The following is a 25,458-nucleotide window of genomic DNA, read 5'->3' as shown; positions in this document are numbered from 1 at the left end:
CACTCCTCCCGCGTGTGCGGGACGGATGGTCTGTGTTCACCTGGCTCCGGCGCCGGGCTCTTCCCCGGGCCGGACTGTCAGCTCGTTGGTCAGTCGCAGGTCCGCGACGGACCTGCCGGTACGCAGCCGGTAGGTGCCCGGCGGCGTGGCCCAGCCCTTGGCCTGCGGGTCCCAGACCTGCAGAGCCCTGGCCGGGACGGGTACGCGGACGGTGGCGCTCCCCATGGCGGGGACGTCGGCCACCGCGAAGCCGCCGAGCCACCGCACGGGGCGGCTCGGGCCGCCGGCGGGCGCCTCGACGTACACCTGGACGACCTCGCGGCCCGCACGACGGCCGGTGTTCCGGACCGTCACGTACACGGTCAGGCTCGCCGGCGCGTCGTGGGCCTCGCCCCAGGCGAGGACGGCGTCCTCGTACTCCCAGGTGGTCCAGCCGAGGCCGTGCCCGAACGGCGCGGCGGGCACGGCGCCCTCGGGCCCGCCCTCCCGCCGGCGCTCCCAGGCGCGGTAGCCGATGTCGGTGCCCTCGGCATAGTCGACGACCCCGTCCACGGGCCGAGCGTGCGGCACCGGGACGTCCTCGAAGCATGCGGGGAGGGTCCAGGGCAGGCGTCCGGACGGCTCGGTGACGCCGGTCAGCACGTCGGCGAGCGCGGTGCCCGCCTCCTGGCCCGGCAGCCAGCCCCACAGCACCGTCGGCACGTCGGAGAGCCAGGGCAGCAGCACCGGCGCGCCGGCGTTGACGACGACGACGGTGCGCGGGTTGGCCGCGGCGACGCGGCGCACGAGCTCGTCCTGGTTGCCCGGCAGGTCGAGGTCGGGGCGGTCGTAGCCCTCGGACTCGACCTCGGCGGTGGTGCCGACCAGGACGACGACCACGTCGGCGGCCGCAGCCGCGGCGACCGCGCCGGCCAGCTCGTCCTGGACGGAGGGGCCGGGCAGCCGGTGCACCAGGGCGGCGCGCACGAAGTGTCCGTAGCCCACCGCGTGCACCACCTGGAGCGTCGCGTCGAGGACGGCGGTGCCGGCCGCCGTGGCGACCTCGGCGATCGGGTGGTTGTGCCCCGAGGAGAGCACGATGTCCTCGTCCACGCGGAGGCCGCCCGCGGCGACCCGGGCGCCGTCGACGTGCACCCGGTGCACGCCGACGGTGCCGACACCCAGCTCGTGGTCGCCCGGCTCGTCGAGGCGGACGTGCGCCCGCAGGCGGACGGCGTCGGCGTCGGGCCGGACGTCGTGCAGCCAGCCGGTCCACTCGTGGGCCGTGTACTCCTCGAGCGTGCTGCCGTCGGCCGCGAGCAGCGTCACGCGCAGCCCGGTCTCACCGGTCGCCGGGTCGGTGCACCGGTCGACGTCGAGCTCCGGGGGGTTGCGCAGGGCGCGGGCACCGGCCAGCAGCGTCACCTCGGACCCCTGCGGCAGGGCGGCCCGCAGCTCGTCGGCGGGATAGGTGAGGCGGTCGGGGTGGACGAACGACGAGCCGCCGCCCTGGAAGAACGGCTCCACGGCGGCGGGGCCGAGCAGGGCGACGCGCAGCGGCCGGGCCCGGTCGAGCGTGAACGGCACCAGTCCCGCGTCGTCCTTGAGCACGACGACGGAGCGCGCGGCCAGCTCGCGCAGGAGCTGTTCGGCCGGGGGCTCGGCGATGGTCGCGGCGGCGAGGTCGATGGCGGCGTGGACGCCCGCGGCGGCGACTCCCGTGCCGTCGCCCGCGCCGTCGTCGGGCAGCGTGAGCCGGCCCGTGCGATGGGCGAGGCGCAGCAGGCGCAGCACCTTGTCGTCCAGCTCGGACTCCGCGACCTCGCCGGAGCGGACGGCGTCGAGCAGACCGTCCCCCCACGCGCCGTCGGGCCCGGGCATCTGCAGGTCGAGACCGCCGCGGACGGCCGGTGCCACGGACTGGGTGGCCACCCAGTCGCTGACGAACAGGCCGTCGTAGCCCCACTCCTCCTTGAGGAGGTCGACCACCAGGGGGCGGTGCTCCAGGAGACGGGCGGCCACGCCGCCGGTCTCGGCGCCGTTGTAGGCGCCCATCACGGACCACGGGACGACGTCGCGCACGAGCCGCTCGAACGGGGCCAGGTAGGCCTCACGGAGCGTGCGCTCGTCGAGGCGCGCGAGGTAGCGCGTGCGCTCGGTCTCCGAGTCGTTCGCGACGTAGTGCTTGACGCACATCCCGACGCCCCGCTCCTGCGCGGCGCCCACGAGCGCCACCGCGATCTCGGCGGTCAGGTGCGGGTCCTCGGAGTAGCACTCGAAGTGCCTTCCGCCCACCGGGGTGCGCTGCAGGTTCACCTGCGGGGCGAGCACGACGTCGACGCCGTGCCGCTTGGCCTCGGCGGCGAACAGGGCACCGGACCGGCGGGCGAGGTCCAGGTCCCAGGTGGCCGCCAGGGCGGACGGGGCCGGGAACATCGCGGACGTCCCGCCGTCCGGGCCGCGCACACCGACCGGGCCGTCGGACATCACGACCGGCTCCAGCCCGAGGCGTGGCAGTGCCGTGGTCGCCCACATGGAGGCGCCCACGACGAGCGACACCTTCTCCTCGGCGGACAGTTCGTCGAGGAGGCGGAGCAGCTCGGGCTCCGGGGCGGTGGCCTGCGTGGTGATGGCTTCCGCGGCGATGGCCCGCGGCGTGATGGCCTGTGGCGTGATGGCCTGCGATGACAACGTGTGCTCCGTTCAGCGTCGGACGGCTGCCACGCATTCAACCACACTTACTTACTGGTTAGTAAGCCCGCTCACCCTCTATCGTAGGGACATGTCCGAAGCGATCGAGCAGGCTGCCCCGAAGGTCAAGCGACCCACCCGCGCGCACCGGCGGGAGGAGATCCTCGCCGCGGCCACGCGGGTGTTCGGCTCGAAGGGCTACCACCAGGGCTCGCTCGTGGACGTCGCCGCACAGGTCGGCATCACCCACGCCGGGGTGCTGCACCACTTCGGCAGCAAGGACAAGCTGCTGTGGGAGGTGCTCGAGTACCGCGACCGCGTGGACGTGCAGCACCTCGAGGGCAAGCACATCCCCGGCGGCATGGACCTGTTCCGGCACCTGGTCACCACCGCACGCCTGAACGCCGACCGACGCGGCATCGTGCAGGCGTACGCGGTGCTCACCGGCGAGTCGGTGACCGACGGGCACCCGGCGTCCAGCTGGGTGGGGCACCGGTTCTCCGTGCTGCGCGGCGAGATCTCGCAGGCGGTGCTCGAGCTGGCCACCGAGCGCGACGTGCGGCTGCCCGACGGCGAGGCCGAGCGCGCGGCCAACGCTGTCATCGCCGTCATGGACGGCCTTCAGCTGCAGTGGCTGCTCGACCCGGACGCCGTGGACCTCGCGGAGGCCACCAGGTTCGCCATCGAGTCGATCCTGACGGCGACGCTGGGCGGCACCGTGGAGATCACGAGCGCCTGACCGCCGGGGCCACCGCCCGGTTCACCACTCGGTCTTGAGGCGCCGCGTGTCCCGGTCGCTGGGCGGCACGTCCATCTTCTGCAGGGTGAACCCCATGATGTCGCTGAACACGGGGGCCGCGACGTCGCCGCCGAAGATGGAGCTCTTCGGGCTCTTGAGGAAGACGGCGACGGTGTACCGGGGGTCGTCGGCCGGCGCGACGCCGATGAACGACGCCATGTAGGTCCAGCCGCTCCCGGTCGGCATCTGGGCGGTGCCGGTCTTGCCGGCCACCCGGTAGCCCGGGACGTTGGCGTTCGTCCCGGTGCCACCGTCCTCGGTCACCGCCTCCATCATCTCGACGACGGTGTCGGCGGTCTTCTCCGAGACGACTCGCTGCCCGGGCTCGCGCTCGGCCGGCGTCACCGTGCCGTCGGGGTCCTTGGAACCTTCGAACAGGGTCGGCTTCATCCGCACGCCACCGTTCGCCACCGTCGAGAACACGCTCGTGGCCTGCATGGCATTGACGGACAGGCCCTGCCCGAACAGCACGGCGTACTGCGTGCGGCCGTCCCAGTCGGCGACGTCGTCCGGCGGCATGAGGCCCGACGACTCGCCCGGCAGGCCCAGGCCGGTCGGCTGGCCGAAGCCGAACTTCTCCAGGTACTCCTGCCGCTCCTCCAGGGGGATCTTCTCCCCCGCCTGGACGGTCCCGGTGTTCGACGACTGCGCCAGCACCCCCGTCAGCGTGAGCCGCTGCACCGGGTGGTCGTGCGAGTCGCGGAAGCTCTGACCGTTCGGCGCCGTGTACCTGTCGGGGACGGTGAACCGGCTGTTCGGGTTCCAGTAGCCGCCCTCCAGCGCCGCCGCCATGGTGATCACCTTGCCCGTCGAGCCCGGGTCGAAGACGTCCTTCACCGCGCGCGACCCGCCCGCGACCGCCGACGTCGACCGGTCGTTCGGGTCCACCGCGCCCGAGTCGGCGAGCGCCACGATCTCACCGGTGCGCACGTCCTGGACGATCGCTATGCCGTACTCGGCGCCGCTGCTCCGCTTCGCCTCGTCGATGGCGTCCTGCGCCTTCCACTGGATGTCGTGCACCAGGGTGAGCTGGACGTCGTTGCCCGGCACCGCCGGGACGGACTCCTGCCCGGCCGCCGGGATCCGCAGGCCGTCGAGGCTGCGCTCGTACGTGTCCGAGCCCGCGGTGCCGGCCAGCAGGTCGTCGTACGCCCGCTCGATACCGCCCTGGCCGGTCTGCTCGTCGTCCACGAAGCCGACGAGCGAGCCCGCCACCGTGCCCGACGGGTAGGTGCGCCGCGAGGTGAGGTCGGTCCGGACGTACGCACGGATGTCCAGCTCGGCGATGGCTCGCTGGACCTCGGGCACCACGTTCTTGGCGAGCACCTTGTAGCGGGACTCGCCGACGAGCATGGCCGCGAGCTCGTTCTTCGGGATGTCGAGGATCGGCGAGAGCTGCTGGGCGATGCCGAGCGCGCCGTCCTCCACGCCGCGCGACGAGCCGCGGAAGTCCTTGATCGCCACGGGGTCACCGATCACCGTGTACCGGTCCACCGACGTCGCGAGCACGACGCCGTTGGCGTCCGTGATGTCACCACGGTGCGCAGGGGTCACGGCGGTGGCCGTGCGGACCGCCTCGGCCTGCGCGGCGAGGCTCGGACCCTCGATGAGCTGCACGTGGAAGAGCCGCACCAGGAAGACCAGCACCACCACCGCCGCGATACCGACGAGCCAGCGCTGCCGGATCTCCGGCCGACCGGGCCGCGGCGGCAGCGGGCGGGCCACCCGGGAGCGGGCGGGAGCCTGCGCAGGACGGGCCGGGGCAGGGCCCGTCCTGCCCCCCTCGGGCGCTTGCAGGCCCAGCCGCGTGCTGGTCGCACGCGGCTGGGTCTTCTTCGGCTGGGACTTGCTCTTGGACCGGGCTTTCGTGGACCGGCCGGGCTGAGCCTTGGGCTGAGCCTTGGGCTGGGCCTTGCCGGCCTGGGGCTTCCTCGGCTGGGCGGCGGCGCCCTGCTTGCGCTGCGGAGCGGCGCCCTGCCGGGGCTTGCCGTCGCTCCGGGCGGGCTGGGCGGAACGCGGCTGGGCAGCGCGCGGCTGAGCGGAACGAGGTCCGGCGGCGCGCCCGCTCGGGGTGCGCCGCCGGTCCGAACCCGACGTCGGCCGGGTCACTGACCTGCCCCCTTCACCACCTTGCCGGTACGGAGACTGACCATCGTCGGGTTCTCCGCCGGAACCATGCCGAGGCTGCGGGCCTTCTCCGGCAGATCCGTCTCGGCCGCGCTCAGGTCCTCCTGGAGGCCCTGCACGTCCTGGGCTGTCTGCGCGACCTCACCCTGCAGCTGCGACATCTCGTAGGAACCGCGGGCGAGCGTCGTGTTCAGGACCAGTACCGCCACGAGCGAGACGATCATCAGGGTGGCGCACAGCATGAGGAAGGGCACGCGGCTCTTCGCGTGCAGCGGCGCGCGAACGGCATCGAGGCGGCGGCTGCGCTGGCCGGCACCCCCCGAGATGGCGGTCAGCGGGGCGCGGCGGGTACGGGGCAGCTCGGCGGGACGGGCAGCGCGGGCCGTCGCAGCGGTCGTGGCACTCATCGGCGGTCCTCCTTCGCGGTGTGGTGCTTGGTGGTGCGGTTTCGCAGGTGGTCAGGCGTGGGGCGCAGACGCCGGGCGGCGCGGAGCCGGACCGACGCGGAGCGCGGGTTGCGCTCCAGCTCCTCGGCATCCGCCTCCTCCGCACCCCGGGTGAGCGCCTCGAGGTAGGGCCGGTGCGTCTCCGGCTCCACGGGCAGCCCCGACGGCGCGGACGACGTCGTGCCCTGCGCGATGGCACGCTTGACGATCCGGTCCTCCAGGGACTGGTACGACTCCACGACGATCCGGCCGTCCACGGCGAGCGCCTCGATCGCGGCGGGCACGGCGCGCTCGAGCACCTCGAGCTCGCCGTTCACCTCGATCCGAAGTGCCTGGAACGTGCGCTTGGCCGGATGGCCGCCCGTCTTGCGCGTGGCCGCGGGGATGCTGGCCCGCAGCAGGTCGACGAGCTCGCCGCTGCGGTCCCACGGTCGCTCCGCACGACGCCGGACGATGCCCTTCGCGATCCGGCCGGCGAACCGCTCCTCGCCGTACTCCCGCAGGATCCGCGCCAGATCGCGCTCGTCGTACGTGTTGAGCACGTCCGCCGCCGTCAGCTCCTGGGTGGAGTCCATGCGCATGTCGAGCGGTGCGTCCTGCGCGTACGCGAAGCCCCGCTCGGTCTCGTCGAGCTGCAGCGAGGAGACGCCGAGGTCCATGAGCACGCCCTGCACGGCACCGCCGGCGTGCTCGTCGACCACCTCGACGATCTCGTCGTACACCGCGTGCACCGGGGTGAACCGGTCGCCGAACCGAGCCAGTCGCTTGCCCGCCAGGGCGAGCGCCTGCGGGTCACGGTCGATGCCGATCACGCGGGCCGTCGGGACCTGCTCGAGGACGGCCTCGGTGTGGCCCCCCATGCCGAGCGTGCAGTCCACGAGCACCGAGCCGGGCTCGGCGAGCGCCGGCGCGAGCAGGTCGACGCACCGCTGGAGCAGCACCGGGAGGTGGCGGTCGGCAGCGTCGCTGTGGGTGCCTGGACGGTTGTCGGTCGCGTTCATCGGTGTCTCCTCTCGTGCGTCGCGCGTCGTGCCCTGCTGTGGTGCTGCACCTGCCATGCCGCTGAACTGCTGAACCGGCCGGTCCTACGGGAGAGGGCCGTCCGGTCAGGTCTCCCTCCGCACGGTTCCGGCGGCGGGGAAGTGCGCCGGATCCTGCGGGAGGAGGCCTGGCCGTACGGCCAACCGCCTCGCCCTGCCCTGGAAGCCCCTCTAAAAGCTCAGCCCGGGAAAGATCTCCTCGGCCTGATCGATGTAGTCGGGTTCGGTCTGCTCCTGATATGTCGACCAGGCCTGCGCGTCCCACACCTCCACGCGGGTGCCGACCCCGATCACGACCACTTCGCGGTCCAGGCCGGCGTACTCGCGCAGGTGTGTCGGGATGGAGACCCGGCCCTGCTTGTCCGGTACTTCGTCGCTCGCTCCCGCGAGGAAGTTTCGCGTGTAGTCCCGTGCAGCCTTGCTCGTCACCGGCGCCTGCCGGATCTGGGTATAGATCTGCTGAAACTCGTCCATCGGGAGAAGGAAGAGGCACCGCTCCTGCCCTTTGGTCATGACCAGACCGCTGGACAGACGCCCCCGGAACTTGGCGGGAAGGATCAACCGGCCCTTCTCGTCCAGCTTCGGGGTGTACGTACCGAGGAGCAGACCCAGACCCGCGAAACCTTCTGCCATCGCAGTCATGGGCCAGCACCTCCTCTCGCTCCCGCACGCTCCACGCTACTCCACTTTCCACCACCCCACTCGGAAAAACGATGGGGAGAACTACCCACAGACCCTCAATGTGCAGGTCAAAGAGGTAAAGAGCGGGTGGAGGGAATTGGTGTCTGGCGTGGCGTGGAATGTCGGGGTAACCGTCGCCGAGCCGCACTGCCGCAACGGTCCCCCGGCCTGTCAGAGGGCAGATCAGGCAGGGCAAATCAGTTTCTGGGTTCTGTGAAGACCGCGTGATGCATACAACAGAGTGCTTTACATCTCTACTAGGCTGGGCCAGCCGGGCAGCGCCAGCCGCCCGGCTCCCGCTCGGCGCGTCCACGCGCCAGAAGATCGGCCTGCTACCTCGGCCCTGATGGAGGTCTCCACCTGTGCACACGGAACCCGCCGCGCCCGGCCTCGCGGAAACTCACTACAGCGGCGGGGCCGCCCCACAGGCGGCGCCCGGACCGGGTGCGCTCGACGAGCTGGTGGAAACCATGGCTCGCGTCCGCGGAGCGGTCGAGTCGGTCGTGACCGGCCGGCCAGGGCTCGCCGACATCACGCTCGCCGTCCTGCTGGCCGAGGGCCACCTGCTGGTCGAGGACGTGCCCGGCGTCGGCAAGACGACCCTCGCCAAGGCGATCGCCCGCAGCATCGACTGCCACGTGGGCCGCATCCAGTTCACGCCCGACCTGTTGCCGAGCGACCTGACCGGCGTCAACATCTTCCGCACCGGCAGCCACGAGTTCGAGTTCCGACCAGGCCCGGTGTTCAGCAACATCGTGATCGGCGACGAGATCAACCGCGCCTCTCCGAAGACGCAGTCCGCGCTGCTGGAGTGCATGGAGGAGGGCCAGACCACCGTGGACGGCACCACCCACCAGCTGCCGCGCCCGTTCCTCGTGGTCGCCACGCAGAACCCCGTGGAGATGGAGGGCACCTACCCGCTGCCCGAGGCGCAGCGGGACCGCTTCATGGCCCGCATCACCGTCGGGTACCCCGACACCGAAGCCGAGATCCTGATGCTCGACCGGCAGGAGGCCAGCACCCCGCTGTCGCACCTGCAGGCCGTCACCGACGGACGCTCGATGCTGCGGTTCTCCCAGCTCGCCCGGTCCCTCTACGCGTCGCCGTCGGTGAAGCGGTACGTGGTGGCCCTCGTCGGGGCGACCCGCGAGCACCCGGGCCTGCGCCTCGGCGCCTCGCCCCGTGCATCGCTCCAGCTGCTGCGTGCCGCCAAGGCGATCGCCGCCATGACGGGGCGCGACCACGTGCTGCCCGACGACATCCAGCGGCTCGCCCGGCCCGTCCTGGCGCACCGCCTCATCCTCACCACCGAGGCCCGCCTCAGCGGTGTGACCCCGGAGACGCTCGTGGACGAGCTGGTGCAGCGCACACCCGTGCCGGCGCTCGAGCCCGCCGACCGGCGCACGTTCTGACCGGCCAGGACAGCAAGCACATGAGATGGCGTGACACGTTCGTCCGGATCAGCCGGGTCCGGCTGACCCCCCGTGGTATCGGAGCGGCCTGTCTGGGCGGCGCGCTGGTCCCCCTCGGCCTGGTGCTCACCCTGCCCGACCTCATCGGACTCGGTGCCGCCGCGCTGCTCGCCGTGGCGGTGGCCTGGGTGGCCATCGGGACCCAGCGGCTCGAGTCCGGGCGCGGCGCCCTGCACGTGACCCGTGCGGTGGCCCCGAACCCGGTCGTCCGCGACCGGACGGCGGACGTGAGCCTGCTGGTCGCCGCGCAGCAGGCCAGCGGCGCCGCGTACGAACGGCTGTCCCGGCTGCGGCTCTCCGAGCAGGCGGCGCACGAGCTCGCGGGCCACCAGGGCATCCGGGCCCGCGTGTCGGCCCGCGCCGACCGGATCAGCGTGCACTACTCGCTGACCCCGACACGGCGCGGTCGCTGGTCGCTCGGCCCGCTGCTGACCACCCGCACCGACGTGTTCGGCCTGGTTCGCGCGACCCAGCCGCTCGGCAGCCCGACGCACGTGCCCGTGTGGCCGCGCACGGTCGAGCTCGCCGTACGCACCCGCTCGGTGGGCGACGTCGACCACTCGGCCACCGGCGCGCGCCTCCAGTCCTCCGACGACTCGGTGCTGCGCGAGTACGTGGCGGGCGACGACCCGCGCCGCGTCCACTGGGCGAGTGCCGCTCGCCGCGGCCAGCTCATGGTCCGGGCCGACGAGAGCGCAGGGGTGCGCCCGGTGACGGTCCTGCTCGACCGCTCGCTGCTGCCCCACTGGCAGGAGTCCGGGAACCCCCGCCGCCCGGCGGCGGTGGACGACGGCGAGTGGGCCGTGGAGCTCTCGGCCTCGATCGCCACGTCGTTCCTGGACGCCGGCCACCCGACGCGCCTCCTGACGACCGCCGTGACCCCCCGGCTCGAGGGTGAGCGGTTCGCGACGACCCGAGCGAGCCGAGCGACCCTGCTCGACGCCTGCGTGGACATCCGCGGCCATCGCGGAGCCGCCGAGGGAAACCACGCGACGAGCACCACCGCGCGTGCGCTCCGGCTCGACCGGAAACCCGGCGAGATCGTCATAGCGGTGCTGGGCCCGCACGACCCCGACGCCCGCCACAACCTCGCGGCCCTGGGCGCCGAAGGCACGTGCTGGGCCCTCCTGGTCACCCCCCGAGGAGCTGGCTTCCAGCACGAGATGGACGAGACCGCCGCCGAGCTGCGCACGTCCGGCTGGCACGTCAGCACGTCCGAGGCCCGGACCGACCCGGAACGCGCCTGGGCCCTGCTCGCGGAGCGTGCCCTGTGATCCCCGCACACCGCGGACCGCTGGTCCGCACGGTCGCCTCCGGTGTCCTGGTCGCCATTGCCGTCATCGCGTCGATGCATGCGCTCACCCTGGTCATCGACCCGGGCCCGTGGCTCACCGCGGGCACCACCGGCGTCGTCCTCGTGTCGACCACCAGCTGTGTGGTGCGGTATCTCCTGCTCCGGGCCGCCGTGGACCGCGCTGCCGTCCGGCGGGCCGCGGGTCAGGGTCCGAGCGCCGACCGGGCCGCCGACCGCGCGTCGGGCAGCGCCTCGTTCGTCGCGACGGCGGCCGGCGTGGCGGTCGCCTTCTGGTACGTGCTGGCGCGGTACGGCGGTCCCGGCCAACGGTTCGAGCCGTTCGTCGGCCCGGACTCCATGGGCCAGGTCCTCGAACGGTTCCGCCAGGCGACCGAGACCATGAGCACGGAGGTCGCTCCGGTCGGTCCCGGCGAAGCCATCAGCATGGTGGCCGTGGGCGGCACGCTGCTGGTGCTGCTCGTGGTGGACTCGCTCGCCGGCGCCCGGATGCCCGGCTTCGCCGGGGTGCCCCTGCTGCTCCTGTGGACGCCTCCCCTCACGCTGATCGGTGAGGTGCCGTGGCCGGTCTTCGTCATCAGCGTGACGGCGGTGCTCCTCCTGCTCACCGTCGACCCGGTGGGCGTGACGCCCGGCCGGCACAACGAGTCCGACTCCGTGGCGGTGCGCCGCGCACAACGGTCCCGCTCCTGGATCACCGCGGCCACGGCGGTGGCGGTGGCGGCCACGTCGCTGGGCGTCGCCACCGGCACGGCCGCGCTTCCCGCGCTGGCCGGGACGTGGAACCAGCTCATCTCCACACCGTCCGACACCGTCGAGCTGTCGTCCGAGCTCGACATGCGCCAGCCCCTGAGCGCTCGCTCCACCAGCACCGTGCTCACGTACACGATGGCCGACGACGACCCGGCGGGTCCGCTGCGCGTCATGACCCTCACGGCGTTCGACGGCGTCCAGACGCGCCGGTCAGTGCCCGACGGAGGCCTGGCCGAGTTCGACCCGACCACCGTCCTGGCGCCCGAGGGCGAGAGCGCGGTGGGCGATCGCCGCCAGATGAACGTCCGGATCGGCCAGCTCACCGGCACGGAGCTGCCGTTGCCGCTCGAGCCCCGCACCGTCGACGTACGCGGCGACTGGGCCTACGACGCGCTCCGTGACGAGGTGCGCGGTTCCGACGGTGCGGAGCCCGGAGCCCCGTACACCGTGGAGATCATCGACCGGCAGCTCACGCCGGACCGGCTGCGCTCTGCACCGACGTCCGGAGACCCCCGGTCCGCCGGCTACACGGAGGTGCCCGACACCGAGCATCGGGACGAGATCGCCGCCTACGCCCAGCAGGTCGCAGGCGACGCCTCCACCCGGTTCGACGCGGCCGTCGCGCTGCAGAACCACCTGCGGTCCGGCGAGGGCTTCGTGTACAACCCGGACGCCGACTACCGGGGCTCGTCCGACACCGTCTGGGACTTCCTGCAGAACAAGGAGGGGTACTGCACGCAGTACGCCCTCTCGATGATGGTGATGGCGCGCAGCCTCGACATCCCCGCACGCATCGGCATCGGGTGGCTGCCCGGACGGCCGGACGGCCAGGGCGGGTACCGGGTCACCGGCCAGGACTCGCACGCCTGGCCCGAGATCTACTTCCCGACGGTCGGGTGGGTCCGGTTCGAGCCGACACCTCAGATCCAGACCGGCCCGCTCCCCGCGTACGCGAACCCGGGTGTCGGCAACGCACCCAGCGCCGCCCCCACACCCACGCGCGCCAACGAGGTACCGACGCAGCAGCCGACGCGGGACGCCGGGCAGTCGGACCCTGCGGCCACGTCCGACGCGACGACCGGCCGTGACGTGTCCGACCAGACGCTGCCCGGCTGGGCCTGGGCGGTCGCGGTGATCGTCGCGCTCGGCGTGCTCGTCGGCGCCGCCTGGCTGCTGCTGCGCCGTCGCACCGAGGTGGAGGTGCTCGACCCCGAACGGGCGTGGTCCCGCGTCCTGGCGCTGCTCGCGGAGCAGGACGTCCGTCTCGGCCCGTCGGTCACGCTGCGGAGGGCACCGGCCTTCATCGCGGACGAGGTGCACACCCGCACGGGCGCACCCCTGCCCGACGACGTCGCAGAGCGGCTCACGGCGCTGGCCGACGCCGCGGAGGAGGAGCGCTACGCCCGGCACTCGACGCCGCCCACGGCCGAGGAGCTCGAGGAGCTCACCACGGCTGTGACGACGGAGCTGACCGAGGTCCTGGCGCGCGGCAAGCCCTGACCGGCTCGTTGCGGGCGGGTCCCGCGAGACGGGTGCGAACGAACAGGAGCTGGGCCCCGGACGGGGCCCAGCTCCTGTTCATGTGGCCGCGTCAGGCACGTGTCGCCGTGCCTGACGCGCACAGGGCCGGTGGTCCGGTACCGGACCACCGACGTTGGTTGGTCGGTCGGCTAGCGACCGCCCTCGTTGCGCCGGTTCTCCCAGCGCTCTTCGAGGCGGGCCAGGAGGCCGCCTGAGCGGCCACCCTGCCGCTTTCGGGGCTTGGGTGCTCCCCCTTGCGGCGGCTGGACCGTGCCGTCTTCGCCGACGACGCCGACCGGACCGTCCTGCTGCTTCTTGCGCGGTCCAAGGAACGCGAAGACCACACCAGCGAACATCAGCACGAAGCCGATGGCACCGAGCCAGGTCTGTGACGTTGCCGCACCGACGACAAGAAGAAGTAGGCCGACGACAACGCCGGCCCCGGACAGCACATAGCGCAGCGCGTTACCCCGACCTGTGGACTGAAGCGTATTAGCAAGCCGCGGGTCGTCTGACGTCAGAGCACGCTCCATCTGCTCCAGCACCCGCTGCTCGTACTCGGACAGAGGCATCGAGACCCCCGGATCTCGCAAAGGAACAGTGTCCCTTCCAGGATAGGACGACCCGGCCGTCGGTGGTAGTCGACATCCCGGGCATACCAGCGACTATAGGGGCAGATCAGTATCGATGTGCGCCGTTCTTGTGATGTACACCCAGGTCGATCGCAGTTTTTCCAAACTTCTCACGCACCGCGTCGAGCGCAAGCTCGGCTTCTCGCTGGGCTCCGGAGCGCGGATCGACCGATTCCTCGAGCGTCAGCTGCTGCACGGATCCGTCTCTTTGCTGCAGATTCTCGCCCCGTACGCCGACCAGCCGCACCGGCAGACCACCCAGATCCACCCCCGCGACGAGCTCCCGCGCGACGAGGTAGATCTCCCGGGCGACGTCGGTGGGCCCGTCCAGTGTTCGCGATCGGGTGAATGTGGCGAAGTCGCTCGAACGAACCTTCACGGACACCGTGCGTGCCATCACACCCTGGTGCCGCATCCGGGCAGCGACCCGGTCGGACAGCTCCAGCACCCGCCGGCTCACCGCCACGGTGTCGTCCTGATCGGTGCCGAAGGTGGTCTCGGCCCCGATGCTGTGCTCACGGTGCTCCGGTACGACCGGGCGAGGGTCGCGCCCCCACGACAGGTCGTGCAGGTGTGCACCGCTCACGCGACCGACGGCGGTCTGCAGGCTCGCCAGGTCCGTGTGCGCCAGCTCCTGGACGGTGGTGATCCCCCACGCGGCGAGCGACTTCTCGGTCTTCTCCCCCACACCCCACAGGGCACCGACAGGCAGCGTGTGCAGGAAGTCCACCGTGGCCGAGGCGGGCACCAGCATCAGCCCGTCGGGCTTGGAGTGCGTCGAGGCGAGCTTCGCCACGAACTTGTTCCGCGCGATGCCCACCGATGCCGTCACCCCGTGCTCCGCCTCGATGCGACGGCGCAGCTCGGCTCCGATCACCGTGGGCGGGCCGAGCCGTCGTCGAGCGCCGCTCACGTCGAGGAACGCCTCGTCCACGCTGATCTGCTCCACGAGGGGCGTGACCTCCTGGAGCAGGCCCATGACCGAACGGGACACGTCGTGGTACAGGGCCTGGTCGGGCGGGATCACCGTCGCCTGCGGACACAGCAGGCGCGCCCGCGTCATCGGCATCGCTGACCGCACACCGAACGCACGCGCCTCGTAGCTGGCGGCCAGCACCACCCCACGGTCCTGCCCGCCGACGATCACCGGCAGCCCGCGCAGCTCCGGCCGCCGGGCCAGCTCGCAGGACGCGAAGAACGCGTCCATGTCCAGGTGCAGCACCGAGCAGCCGGACTCGTCCGACCCCCAGTGACGTCTTGCCGCCGCTGACCGCGGCCCCTTGCTCACGAACGTGCTCCGTTCCTGCTGTTGCTCAGTGCTCCGAGTGTCGCCCGGACGGGACGTGCCCACCCCCGCCGCGCACCTGCCGCTACGACGCCTCGGGCACCAGGGCGAGACGCTGCGCCGAGAACCCTGCCTGCGGGTCGACGAGCATCGCCACCTCGTCGCGGAAGTCCTCGGCGCACGCCAGCAGCTCGTCCGCACGGGCGGGCTCGACCTGCTCCGGGCGGCCCGCGTCGACGGCCGCCCGCAGGGGCGCCCCCGCCGCGAAGTAGCCGGACCAGGCCGCCAGCTCCGGTTCGGCGTGCGCAAGCATGTCCCACACCGTCCGCGCACCGGAGCGCGCCGACGGCCGCCCACGGAGCGCCACGACCGCGGCCGCCGAGCGGATCGCCGCGAGGTGCGCGTGCACGAACCGGTCCCCCGGATCGGCCGAACGTGCCGCCTCGGCCAGCTCCGCGTCCGCCTTGCGCAGCAGAGCGCTGACGCCCGGCGGGACCGCGCGCGGCACGAGCATTCGCGCAGAGACAACGTCTCGCGCGCCCTGAGAGTGCATGGTGCCCATCTCGAACCTCCGATCGAACCCCTTGTGCGACACTATCGAACATACGTTCTATCCTGTCAAGCGGCGCGTGAACCCGGGAGACACTGTCCTCATGGCCCGCCGCTCCACCCGACGCCGCCCATCCTCCTCCGCACCACTGACACTCCCCGCCGAGCTGCCCGTCGGCCCCGTGCCGATCGACACCGGCACGGCGGAGGTGATCCGCGACCCCGACTTCCCGCAGCGGGTGACGCTGCACGTCAACGGCGTGCCGAGCTCGAGCCTCGACCTGGCGGACCCCGGTTTCCTCGACTTCGAGTACATGCAGCAGATGGCTGCCTTCGTCGCCCTGCTGCCACCGGGCCCGCTCCGGGTGCTGCACCTCGGTGCGGCCGGCAGCGCCTTCGCCCGGCACGTCGAGCACGAGCGTCCCGGCTCCCGGCAGCTCGGCGTCGACCTCGACGCCCGGCTGCTCGAGCTCGTCCGGGAGTGGTTCGCCCTCCCGCGCTCGCCGCTGCTCCGTCTGCGCGCCGACGACGCCGGGCACACGCTCGCGTCCGCTCGTGACGAGTCCTACGACGTGGTGGTGCGCGACGTCTTCGCCGGGGACCGCACGCCCGCGCACCTCGTGGGCACCGGGTTCGCCGCCGAGGCCCACCGCGTGCTCCGCCCGGGCGGCATCCTGCTGGTGAACTGTGCCGACAAGCCGCCCCTGGCCACGGCCCGCCGCGAGGTCGCGAGCCTCGCCGGCGCCTTCGGGCCGGACGCCGCGTCCTCCGGCCGGCTCGCCGCCGTCGCCGAGCCCGCGATCCTCAAGGGGCGCCGCTACGGCAACCTGGTCCTCGCGGCAGTCCGTGAGCTGCCCGAGGACCCGTCGGCGGGCCTGCACGGGGAAGAGCCGCACGACACCACCCAGGGCGCCGCACAGGAGGCCGCCAGAGCCCCTGCGGCGCCCGCCGACGTCGTCGTCCGGCCGGACCTGCGGGACGCCCGCCTGGGGCGTGCCCTGCGGACGCTGGCCGTGCCGGCCACGCTGCTCGTGGGCGACGACGCCACGGCGTTCGCGGGCACGGCGGCGCCGCTGGAGACACCCGCGGCCTGACCGGTCGGAGACGTCGTGACCAGGTCGGGCGCACGGCGGGCCCTCGACCTGGCAGCGCCGGCCCCCGGCCCCCGGACACGACAGAGGCCGCCGCCCCAGGGGCGACGGCCTCTCTCACGAGTGCCTCAGAGCGGGACGACTGCTTCCGCCTGCGGACCCTTGGGACCCTGGGTGATCTCGAACTCGACCCGCTGGGCCTCCTCGAGAGACCGGTACCCGTTGGACTGGATCGCGGAGTAGTGGACGAAGACGTCGGCGCCGCCGCCGTCCTGGGCGATGAACCCAAAGCCCTTCTCCGCGTTGAACCACTTCACAGAACCCTGCGCCATGCTGTCCTTCGACCTTCCGTCCGGGATCCGACGGCGGGCCCGTTGCCCGCCCCCGTGCCGCAATGCTTTCCCCGCTTGCACACGACACGGCGGACGTGGCCTTGGTACGTCACTGCAACGTGCGCCAGTGTGGCATGGACCACTCAAATGTGCCATGGAACAGGCACATTTCTGCCGCAGGTATGACACACCGGGCCCGCATGCCCGATTCGGGAAGAACTGGTGTGCGCTTCAGCCTCCGGCTCGAGCAGTCGCTGTGCGGCTCAGGCCTGCGGTTGCCGCGTGGCGCGCGTGCTCCGTTCCCCGGGCGCGCGCCCCGCGGCGCCACGGCTCAGTCGCCGTTCTGCTGAGCGAGGAACCGCTCGAACTCCGCGCCGAGCTCGTCCGCGCTGGGGATCGGGGTGGTCTCGGCGAGCAGGCTCGGACGACCCACGGAGCGAGCGAAGGCGTCGTACTGCTCCTCCAGCGCCTTCACCACCGCCGCGATCTCCGCCGAGTCGGCGACCTGCTTCTCCACCTCGATCTTCGCGTCGGTGGCTGCCTCTTCCAGGGCTGGGATCGCCAGGTCGAGACCTGTGGCCCGCTCGGTGTGGTGCAGCGCGACCACCGTGGCCGGCGGGTACTGCGACTGCGAGAGGTAGTGCGGCACGTGGATCGTGAAGCCCATCGCGTCGTGCCCCGCCTCGCCCAGCCGGTACTCCAGCAGCGCGGCCAGGGAGCCCGGCACCTTCACGCTGCCGAACCACGACGTGTAGTCGTCGACGAGGCCCGGCCGCGTCGCGTGCGCCGTCAGGGACAGGGGGCGGGTGTGGGGCAGGCCCATGGGGATGCCCTGGATGCCGACCACGAGGCTCACGCCGAACCGCTCGACCAGCTGGATCACGCCGGCCACCACGCGCTCCCACTGCAGGTCCGGCTCGGAGCCGTGCAGCAGCAGGAAGCCGGTGCCCTCGGCGTCGGTCACGTGGTCGATCGCGAGGTAGGGGGCCTGGTAGTCCACCCAGCGGTCGGAGTCGAAGGTCATGGTCGCTCGCTTGGAGCGGTAGTCGAGCAGCTGGTCGACGTCGAACGTCACGAGACGCTCGACACGGAACTCGTCGATGAGGTGCTCGACGGCGAGATCGCCCGCGCTGCCTGCGTCCACGAAGCCGCGGACGGCATGCAGCAGAACAGGCCCGTCGGTGCTTCCGGGCACGCTGCGACCCAGCGTGCGCTCGACCGCTGTCTCGTCGACGTCGTAGATGCCCTGGGGGTCAAGCACGTGCGCTCCCTCGCTCGTCGGAGTGGTTCGGCGATCACCCGGTACTGCGGGTGTCTGCTCAGGTCCAACGCCACGACGGCCTGGTGTCTTCCCGTTACGCCCTCAGCGTCGCGGGCACCTCATCGACCGGGAAGACGCACCACGGAGACGAAGAAGTCGTCGATCTGCCGGACCACGTCGATGAAGCGGTCGAAGTCCACGGGCTTGGTCACGTACGCGTTGGCGTGCAGCGAGTACGAGCCCACCACGTCCTCCTGCGCGTCCGACGTGGTCAGCACGACCACCGGGATGTGCCGCAGCATGGGGTCGCCCTTCGCCACGGCGAGCACCTCCATGCCGTCCATCTTCGGCAGGTTGAGGTCCAGCAGCACCAGGTCCGGCGTGGGGACCTTGGCGTACTGCCCCTGCTTGCGCAGGAACTCGAGTGCGCTGACACCGTCGCCGACCACCGACACGTTGTTGGGTACGCGGTGGTCCTCGAACGCCTCCCGGGTCATCAGGACGTCGCCCGGGTCGTCCTCCACCAGGAGGATCTCCATCACCTTGTGACCGCTCACGTCCGTACCCGTCCCCTGGATTCAGCAGCAACGGACCCCGTCGTCGCGACCCGCCGTCGGCCCTGGTCAGGCCGCCTCATCCGAGCGTAGTCGACTGCGCACGCTCGGTCGAAAGACGCCCTCCGCCGGTCTGCCCCTGCCGCCGCGCGAGGGTGAACCGCACGATGGTGCCACCACCCGCCGCCGGCTCGATCCAGATACGGCCCTTGTGGTACTCGACGATCCGTTTCACCAGCGAGAGGCCGATGCCGGTGCCCGCGTACTGCTCGCGCGAGTGCAGCCGTTGGAAGATGACGAACACCCGCTCCGCGTACTGGGCGTCGATGCCGATCCCGTTGTCCACCACGGAGATCTCCCAGTGCGCACGCATGCTCCGCACCTCGATGCGCACCTGGGGCGCGCGCTCGGGGTGCCGGAACTTCAGCGAGTTGCCCACCAGGTTCACGAACAGCTGCTGCAGCAGCGCACGCTCGCCGTGCACCACCGGCATCGGGTCGTGCACGATCTCGGCGCCCGTCTCCTCGACCCGGTCGGACAGCTCGGACAGCGCCGCCGTCAGCACCCCCTCGAGCTCGACGTCCTCGCGCGGCACGCCCGTCCGGCCCACCCGCGAGAAGCTCAGCAGGTCCTGGATGAGCCGCTGCATGCGCTTGGCGCCGTCCACGGCGAAGTCGATGTACTGGTCGGCACGCTCGTCGAGCGAGCCGCCGTACCGCTTCTGCAGGAGCTGGGTGAAGCTCGCGACCTTGCGCAGCGGCTCCTGCAGGTCGTGCGAGGCCACGTAGGCGAACTGCTCCAGGTCGCGGTTGGACCGCTCCAGCTCGCGCGCCTGCTCGCTGAGCAGTCCGTGCGCGTTCTCGACCTCCTGGTGCGACAGCCGGATCTCCTCCACCTGGTGCACCAGCTCGCGGCGCATCGTCTCCACGTGCATGGCGAGCAGGGCCACCTCCCCCGCACCCACCGGGCGGATCTCGCGGCCGAGCACACCGCTGCTCACCACCCGCACGGCGGCGGTCAGCGCGGTCAGCGGCCGGATCACCCACGTCTCCAGGGCCAGCCACATCATCGTGCCCATGAGCACGACGACGAGCACCAGCGTCACCACCGCGCCCAGCAGGAGCTGTTCCCACATCGCCCGGGTCGCCACGATCTCGTCGCGCTGCGCGCTCAGCTTCGCCAGGTACTGCACGACGGCGGTGCGCGCGCTCTCGTACAGCTCGTCGCCCTCCGCGGACGACGGGGCGGTACCGAGGAGCTCCATGCGGCACGCCATCTGGCCCGCCGGCGCTGCCTCGACGGCGGCCACCACGGGCTCGGCGTACTCGTCGAACCAGGCGTCGGTGCGGCGCATCGCCTCCTCGTAGGCCTGCGCGACCTCGGCGTCGGAGGCCAGCTCGCGCCGTTCGACGTCGGCCAGGAGCATGATGCGGCCGCTCGACCCCACCGCGCGCGTCCAGGGCTCGAGCGCCGCGTCGTCGCACGTCGCCCGGTACGCCCGCAGCGAGGCCTCGGCGTCGCCCAGCGCCAACGACGCGCGCTCGCCGTCGACCAGCGCCCGGTAGTACGGCCCGTCGGCCCGGAGGTCGAGGCTGCGCGACTGGACCAGCGCGAGCACGGCCACCGCGAGGGCGATGACGAGCATGGCCGCCACCGCACCCAGGAGCCGCGCGAGCCGGCGACGCATGGACACACCGGAGAACCGGTGCTCGTCGGGCACCAGTGTCATGCCCGCGACCACTCCACGGAGTCCGCGAGCGTCGAGGTCCGCTCCGCCGGGCCGGTCGCGCCGGCGCCCGCCCAGCCGACGAAGAGCAGGGCGGCGTCGTCGACCAGGGGTCCGCCGTGCAGCTCGCGCACGCGGCGCAGGACGCGGGTCACCACCTCGTCGGTGCCCTGGTCCATCTCGTGCTCCACGACGCTGCGCAGCCCGCGCGCCCCGAGCCGGGGCATGCGTCCGTGGGCGCTGGGTGGCAGGACGGGGGTGCCCTTCGGGTCGGCCCCGACGGCCGCCTCCACGAGCCCGTCCGTGTAGAGCACGGCGGTCCACACCTCCGGCAGCTCGACGGTGTGCGCCGACCAGCCGCCGTCCACGGGGATGCCCAGGGCGCGGCCGCGCCGTGCCGACGACAGCTCCTCGCAGTGGTGCGTGACCGGCGTCGTGGCATCCGTCGCGGTCCGGGGCACCACGAGCAGCGGCGGCAGGTGCCCGGCGAGGTAGACGTCCATCCGGGTGCGGTCCGGCGAGATCACCGCCTGGCAGATCGTGACGAACACCTCGGGACGCCCGCGTTCCGCGAGGAGCACCCGTTCCAGGAGCGGCAGGACGTCGTCGGCGGGCGTGTCCGCCAGCACGAGCGTGCGCCACGCGGTGCGCATGGCGGCACCGAGCGCCGCCTCGTCCGGTCCGTGCCCGGCGACGTCGCCGATGACCGTGACGAGCGTGCCGTCGGGACGCTCCACCGTGTCGAAGAAGTCACCACCGAGCAGGCCGTTCCCGCCGGGCAGGTAGCCCACCATGACGGAGACGCGATCGTCGGTGACCAGCTCCTTGGGCAGCAGTGCGCGCTCCAGGCGGGTGGTCTCGGCGGCGCGCACCTCGCTGCGGTACAGGGCGATCTGCTGGGCGGCGGACCGGCGCCGGAGCGTCGCGTACCGCAGGCAGCGGGCGAGCGCGTCGCCGTCCACCTCGCCCTTGACCAGGTAGTCGTCGGCACCGTTGGCGACGGCGGCCGCGCCCAGGTCGTGCGCGGTGTTCCCCGTCAGCACGACGACGGCGGGCTGGACCGGCAGCACGTCGACACCGTCGATGATGCGCCGGAGGGCGCCGAGCCCCTCGGCGTCGGGCAGCCCCAGGTCGAGGAGCAGGCAGTCCACGGCCACCATCGACAGCACCCCGAGCGCCTCGTCGACGGACCGGGCCCGGTGCAGGTCGGCCCGGAGGTCCGCCTCCACGTCGGCGTCCGCGAGCAGCTCGCTCACGAGGAACGCGTCGGCGTCGTCGTCCTCGACGAGGAGGACCGAGATGGGACCGTCGATCCAGGACGGGCGCGCGTCGGGTCCGGGCCCGCTCCCGGGCCCCGCAGTACCTGCCCCGCCCAGTGCCATGGCGGCGATCCTATCCAGCGAGATGACGCCGTGTCAGCGGACAGGCCGACAGGTGCGCGATAATGGTCGGCCGGTTGATTCTGACCGAGGTTTTTTCGCTGGTGAACCACGGAGGTATGGCGTGACGGGAATCGCGGGCGAGCTCGCCCACGAGCAGGCAGTCGTCGACACGATGTACGTCCGTCTGGACACCCTTCGGGGCACCACGGCGGACCGCCTGCGGGACGTCCGCCTGGCGGGCGCCAGCGGCACGCACCAGAACCGCAGCGAGCGGGACGCGTTCGCCACTCTCTACGAGGACCGGGCCGCGCAGCTCGACGCCGTCGAGGACCGGCTGGTCTTCGGGCGGCTCGACCTCTCGGACGGGTCAGCCGACGGCACGGTGACGCGGTACGTCGGGCGCATCGGCCTGACCGACGTCGAGCACCGCTCGATGCTGACCGACTGGCGCGCGCCGGCGGCCGAGGCGTTCTACCGGGCCACGGCCCTGCACCCGGGCGACGTGCGACGGCGTCGGCACCTCGTGACGAAGGGCCGCTCGGTGACCGGCCTCGAGGACGAGGTGCTGGACCTCGACACCGAGATCGACCCCGACGCGCTCTCCGGCGAGGGCGCCCTGCTCGCGGCGATGGCCCAGGGCCGCACGGGCCGGATGTCGGACATCGTGGCGACCATCCAGGCCGAGCAGGACCGCATCATCCGGTCCGACCTGTCGGGCGCGCTCGTGGTCCAGGGCGGCCCGGGAACGGGCAAGACGGCGGTGGCGCTGCACCGTGCCGCCTACCTCCTGTACGCCCACCGGCGGTTGCTGGAACGCTCCGGCGTGCTCGTCGTCGGCCCGTCCAGCGCGTTCCTGCGCTACATCGACCAGGTGCTGCCCTCGCTCGGCGAGACCGGCGTGGTCTCCACGACGATCGGCGACCTCGTCCCGGGCATCCGGGCGACCGCCGTCGACGAGGGCCAGGTGGCCCGGCTCAAGGGTCTGCTCCTGTGGCGCAAGATCATCCGCCGGGCCGTGCGCGCACGCGAGCGCGTGCCGGAGCAGGAGGTCGCGGTGCGGGTCGAGGGGCACGACTTCGTGATCCGTCCCCGGGACATCAGCGACGCTATCGCCCGTGCCCGTCGCACGCACAAGCCGCACAACCTGGCGCGTGTGTCGTTCGTGCGCGACATGCTCGACCGCCTCACCGACCAGTACCGCGACTTCACGGACGCACCCCTGTCCGGCGAGGACCGTGCGTCGGTGTTCGAGGACCTCCGCTCGGACCGCGACGTCCGCGTGGCGCTGAACATCGCGTGGCTGCCGATCACCCCCGAGAAGCTGGTCAGCGACCTGTACGCCAAGCCGCACCGGCTGGCCGAGGCCGCGCCGGAGCTCACCGCCCGCGAGCGCCGTCTCCTGCTGCGGGAGCCCGGCGCGCCGTGGACGGAGTCCGACGTGCCGATCCTCGACGAGGCGTACGAGCTCCTCGGTGAGGACGACTCGGTGGCTCTTGCCGAGGCGCGCAACCGCGAGGCCGAGCAGGCGCGGGAGATCGAGTACGCCCGCAACGTGCTGTCCTCGACGGGCGCCGGCGACGGCCTGGTGGACGCCGAGACGCTCGCCTCCCGCTTCGCGGCGAGCGGACCGTCCCTGACGACCGCGGAGCGCGCCGCCGGCGACCGGGCCTGGACCTACGGCCACGTGGTGGTCGACGAGGCGCAGGAGCTCTCCCCCATGGCCTGGCGGTCGCTGGTGCGCCGGGTGCCCACCCGGTCGATGACCATCGTCGGCGACGTCGCGCAGACGTCGTCCGCGGCGGGTGCGCGCAACTGGGACCGCATGCTCACGCCGCTGCTGCACGACGGGTGGCGGCTCGCCGAGCTGACCGTCTCCTACCGCACGCCGTCCACGGTCGCCGACACCGCCCAGGCGGTGGCGCGGGCCGCGGGGCTGCCCGTCTCGGAGCTGCGGGCGGCGCGCGACGTCGAGGGCTCCCTCACCGCGGTGCGCACCGCCCCGGGCCCGGACGGCCTGCCGGACGACGACACGGTGCTCTCGGAGGCGCTCGGCCTCGTCAAGGAGCTGGTGGGGCCCGACGCCGGGCGGGTGGCGATCGTGACGCCGGGAGCCAGGGTCGCGCGGCTGGCCGCCGCCCTGACCGCGGCGCTGCCCGGTGCGGTCGGCGCGGCGGAGGCGGCCCGGCTCTCGGCGCAGCGTCCGGAGGACGCGCAGGTGACGGTGCTCGCCCCGCGCCAGACCAAGGGGCTGGAGTTCGACGCCGTCGTGCTGGTCGAGCCCGCGGCGATCGCGGAGGGCGCGGGCGGGACCAGCGACCTCTATGTGGCGATGACCCGCCCCACGCAACGCCTGGTCGTCGTGCACTCCCGGGACCTCCCCGAAGGGTTTTAGCTGTGAGCGCGACCGTTGCGCCTACCTGTCCGTTTGAGGCGCAACTTAGGCGCAACGGTCGCGCTCACCACAAAGGGACGTCCCAGCAGGCGGGACGTGGGGGGCATCCGTTTGTTGCTGGCACCTCCCCTGGCGCACCATGGGTGCGTGCAGCGAGCCCTTCTCCTCGAGAACGTCCACCCCACCTCCGTCCCGATCCTGGAATCGGCCGGGTACGAGGTCGACTACCGCAAGGGAGCCCTTGACGAGGACGAGCTGATCGCCGCCCTCGACGGCGTCCAGCTCCTGGGCATCCGCTCCAAGACCGAGGTCACGGCGCGCGTCCTGTCCGAGGCGACGAGCCTCGTCGGCGTCGGCGCCTTCAGCATCGGCACGAACCAGATCAACCTGACGGCTGCCGCCAACCGTGGCGTCGCGGTGTTCAACGCGCCGTTCTCCAACACCCGGTCCGTGGTGGAGCTGGCCATCGCCGAGATCATCTCCCTGACCCGCCGGATGACGGAGCGCGACCGCGCCCTGCACGACGGCGTCTGGGACAAGTCGGCGGAGGGCTCGCACGAGGTGCGCGGCCGTACCCTTGGCATCGTCGGCTACGGGAACATCGGCTCGCAGCTCTCCGTGCTCGCCGAGAACCTGGGCATGTCGGTGATCTTCTTCGACACCGCCGAGAAGCTGGCCCTCGGCAACGCCCGCCGTGCCGAGACGCTCGACGAGCTCCTCGAGACCGCCGACATCGTGACGCTGCACGTCGACGGTCGCTCCGGGAACGCCGGCCTGTTCGGCGAGAAGCAGTTCGCGCGCATGAAGCAGGGCTCGATCTTCCTCAACCTGTGCCGCGGTTTTGTCGTCGACGTCGACTCGCTGGCAGAGCACATCCGGTCCGGGCACCTGTCGGGCGCCGCCGTCGACGTCTTCCCCGCGGAGCCCAAGAAGCGCGGCGACGCCTTCGAGTCGGTGCTGCGCGGCCTGCCGAACGTGATCCTCACGCCTCACGTGGGCGGCTCCACGGAGGAGGCGCAGGAGGCGATCGGCCAGTTCGTCGCCAAGAAGCTCAGCGACTACGTGACCACCGGCTCGACGATGCTCAGCGTCAACCTGCCCAACCTTCAGCTGGAGCACACCGGCGTCGGCCGCATCAAGCTGCTGCACCGCAACGTGCCCGGCGTGCTGGCCACGGTGAACCAGATCTTCGCCGACCACGGCGCCAACATCGAGGGGCAGATGCTCGCCACCCGTGGCGACGTCGGCTACGTGGTCACGGACATCTCGGACGTGACCGAGCGCGGCGCGTCCAAGAAGCTCCAGGCACTGGAGAGCACGATCCGCCTCCGCATCCGCGACGCCTTCGAGCGCCCCGAGTTCCCGCCGGGCCCGGCCGCCCGCTGACCCCTCGTTGAGTGCGTGGTATTTGCGCCGTTGACCGTGTGATCGGC

At 72.3% G+C, this 25,458-nt stretch carries 20 protein-coding genes; 7 read left to right on the top strand and 13 right to left on the bottom strand.

Annotation, left to right across the window (positions count from 1 at the left end):
- Positions 1-36: 36 nt before the first annotated feature.
- A complete protein-coding gene (locus LUM46_RS12395; RefSeq protein WP_274994262.1) occupies positions 37-2,670 on the bottom strand; it encodes a beta-d-glucosidase in 2,634 nt (877 codons plus the stop codon).
- Positions 2,671-2,761: 91 nt separating this feature from the next.
- Here LUM46_RS12395 and LUM46_RS12390 point away from each other — a divergent pair, with 91 nt between their 5' ends.
- On the top strand, positions 2,762-3,409 hold the full coding sequence (locus tag LUM46_RS12390) for a TetR/AcrR family transcriptional regulator (protein ID WP_274994261.1): 648 nt from the start codon (positions 2,762-2,764) through the stop codon (positions 3,407-3,409).
- Positions 3,410-3,430: 21 nt separating this feature from the next.
- Here LUM46_RS12390 and LUM46_RS12385 read toward each other — a convergent pair whose 3' ends face one another.
- The 4 genes from LUM46_RS12385 to mraZ form a co-directional block, all read right to left on the bottom strand.
- Positions 3,431-5,578 (bottom strand): peptidoglycan D,D-transpeptidase FtsI family protein, encoded by a 2,148-nt coding sequence (locus tag LUM46_RS12385; RefSeq protein WP_274994260.1) that lies wholly within the window; start codon positions 5,576-5,578, stop codon positions 3,431-3,433.
- On the bottom strand, positions 5,575-6,003 hold the full coding sequence (gene ftsL, locus LUM46_RS12380) for a cell division protein FtsL (protein ID WP_274994258.1): 429 nt from the start codon (positions 6,001-6,003) through the stop codon (positions 5,575-5,577). The genes LUM46_RS12385 and ftsL overlap by 4 nt, the downstream gene beginning before the upstream one ends.
- Positions 6,000-7,043: a 16S rRNA (cytosine(1402)-N(4))-methyltransferase RsmH gene (gene rsmH / locus LUM46_RS12375; protein WP_274994257.1), complete on the bottom strand. Its 1,044-nt coding sequence runs from the start codon at positions 7,041-7,043 to the stop codon at positions 6,000-6,002. Before rsmH ends, ftsL begins: the two co-directional genes overlap by 4 nt.
- Positions 7,044-7,253: 210 nt before the next feature.
- Positions 7,254-7,724: a division/cell wall cluster transcriptional repressor MraZ gene (gene mraZ, locus LUM46_RS12370; RefSeq protein ID WP_274994256.1), complete on the bottom strand. Its 471-nt coding sequence runs from the start codon at positions 7,722-7,724 to the stop codon at positions 7,254-7,256.
- Between the two features lie 401 nt (positions 7,725-8,125).
- Here mraZ and LUM46_RS12365 point away from each other — a divergent pair, with 401 nt between their 5' ends.
- From LUM46_RS12365 to LUM46_RS12355, 3 genes are read left to right on the top strand one after another with little or no spacing between them, the layout of a single operon-like run.
- The gene (locus LUM46_RS12365; RefSeq protein WP_274994255.1) at positions 8,126-9,175 is read left to right on the top strand and encodes an AAA family ATPase; all 1,050 of its coding nucleotides are present in this window, start codon (positions 8,126-8,128) and stop codon (positions 9,173-9,175) included.
- A gap of 20 nt (positions 9,176-9,195) precedes the next feature.
- The gene (locus LUM46_RS12360; protein WP_274994254.1) at positions 9,196-10,509 is read left to right on the top strand and encodes a DUF58 domain-containing protein; all 1,314 of its coding nucleotides are present in this window, start codon (positions 9,196-9,198) and stop codon (positions 10,507-10,509) included.
- A complete protein-coding gene (locus LUM46_RS12355) occupies positions 10,506-12,800 on the top strand; it encodes a transglutaminaseTgpA domain-containing protein (RefSeq protein WP_274994253.1) in 2,295 nt (764 codons plus the stop codon). Before LUM46_RS12360 ends, LUM46_RS12355 begins: the two co-directional genes overlap by 4 nt.
- Positions 12,801-12,970: 170 nt before the next feature.
- Here LUM46_RS12355 and LUM46_RS12350 read toward each other — a convergent pair whose 3' ends face one another.
- From LUM46_RS12350 to LUM46_RS12340, 3 genes are all read right to left on the bottom strand, one after another.
- Positions 12,971-13,393, bottom strand: a complete 423-nt coding sequence (locus LUM46_RS12350) for a DUF3040 domain-containing protein (RefSeq protein WP_274994252.1) — start codon at positions 13,391-13,393, stop codon at positions 12,971-12,973.
- Between the two features lie 106 nt (positions 13,394-13,499).
- A complete protein-coding gene (dinB, locus tag LUM46_RS12345) occupies positions 13,500-14,741 on the bottom strand; it encodes a DNA polymerase IV (RefSeq protein ID WP_274994249.1) in 1,242 nt (413 codons plus the stop codon).
- An 82-nt stretch (positions 14,742-14,823) separates the two neighbouring features.
- Complete coding sequence (locus LUM46_RS12340; RefSeq protein ID WP_274994248.1) at positions 14,824-15,252, bottom strand: SAV_6107 family HEPN domain-containing protein; 429 nt, start codon at positions 15,250-15,252, stop codon at positions 14,824-14,826.
- Between the two features lie 139 nt (positions 15,253-15,391).
- On the opposite strand from LUM46_RS12340, the gene LUM46_RS12335 reads away from it, so the two are divergent.
- A complete protein-coding gene (locus LUM46_RS12335) occupies positions 15,392-16,381 on the top strand; it encodes a spermidine synthase (RefSeq protein WP_274994245.1) in 990 nt (329 codons plus the stop codon).
- Positions 16,382-16,506: 125 nt separating this feature from the next.
- Here the strand turns inward: LUM46_RS12335 and LUM46_RS12330 are convergent, their stop codons facing one another.
- The 5 genes from LUM46_RS12330 to LUM46_RS12310 form a co-directional block, all read right to left on the bottom strand.
- Positions 16,507-16,710 (bottom strand): cold-shock protein, encoded by a 204-nt coding sequence (locus LUM46_RS12330; RefSeq protein ID WP_116674592.1) that lies wholly within the window; start codon positions 16,708-16,710, stop codon positions 16,507-16,509.
- Positions 16,711-17,041: 331 nt separating this feature from the next.
- Positions 17,042-17,971: a proteasome assembly chaperone family protein gene (locus LUM46_RS12325; RefSeq protein WP_274994242.1), complete on the bottom strand. Its 930-nt coding sequence runs from the start codon at positions 17,969-17,971 to the stop codon at positions 17,042-17,044.
- 119 nt (positions 17,972-18,090) lie between these two features.
- On the bottom strand, positions 18,091-18,510 hold the full coding sequence (locus LUM46_RS12320; RefSeq protein WP_274994388.1) for a response regulator: 420 nt from the start codon (positions 18,508-18,510) through the stop codon (positions 18,091-18,093).
- 94 nt (positions 18,511-18,604) lie between these two features.
- A complete protein-coding gene (locus LUM46_RS12315) occupies positions 18,605-20,254 on the bottom strand; it encodes a sensor histidine kinase (RefSeq protein ID WP_274994241.1) in 1,650 nt (549 codons plus the stop codon).
- Complete coding sequence (locus tag LUM46_RS12310; RefSeq protein ID WP_274994239.1) at positions 20,251-21,633, bottom strand: PP2C family protein-serine/threonine phosphatase; 1,383 nt, start codon at positions 21,631-21,633, stop codon at positions 20,251-20,253. Before LUM46_RS12310 ends, LUM46_RS12315 begins: the two co-directional genes overlap by 4 nt.
- A gap of 121 nt (positions 21,634-21,754) precedes the next feature.
- Between LUM46_RS12310 and LUM46_RS12305 the strand changes: the two genes are divergently transcribed.
- Complete coding sequence (locus tag LUM46_RS12305; protein WP_274994238.1) at positions 21,755-24,025, top strand: HelD family protein; 2,271 nt, start codon at positions 21,755-21,757, stop codon at positions 24,023-24,025.
- Between the two features lie 147 nt (positions 24,026-24,172).
- The gene (gene serA / locus LUM46_RS12300) at positions 24,173-25,411 is read left to right on the top strand and encodes a phosphoglycerate dehydrogenase (RefSeq protein WP_274994237.1); all 1,239 of its coding nucleotides are present in this window, start codon (positions 24,173-24,175) and stop codon (positions 25,409-25,411) included.
- The last annotated feature ends 47 nt before the right edge of the window (positions 25,412-25,458 follow it).

It is taken from the genome of Promicromonospora iranensis, from assembly GCF_028994805.1.
In the GTDB taxonomy this organism is placed as follows: domain Bacteria; phylum Actinomycetota; class Actinomycetes; order Actinomycetales; family Cellulomonadaceae; genus Promicromonospora; species Promicromonospora iranensis.
This window is presented reverse-complemented; position numbering and strand designations above follow the sequence as displayed.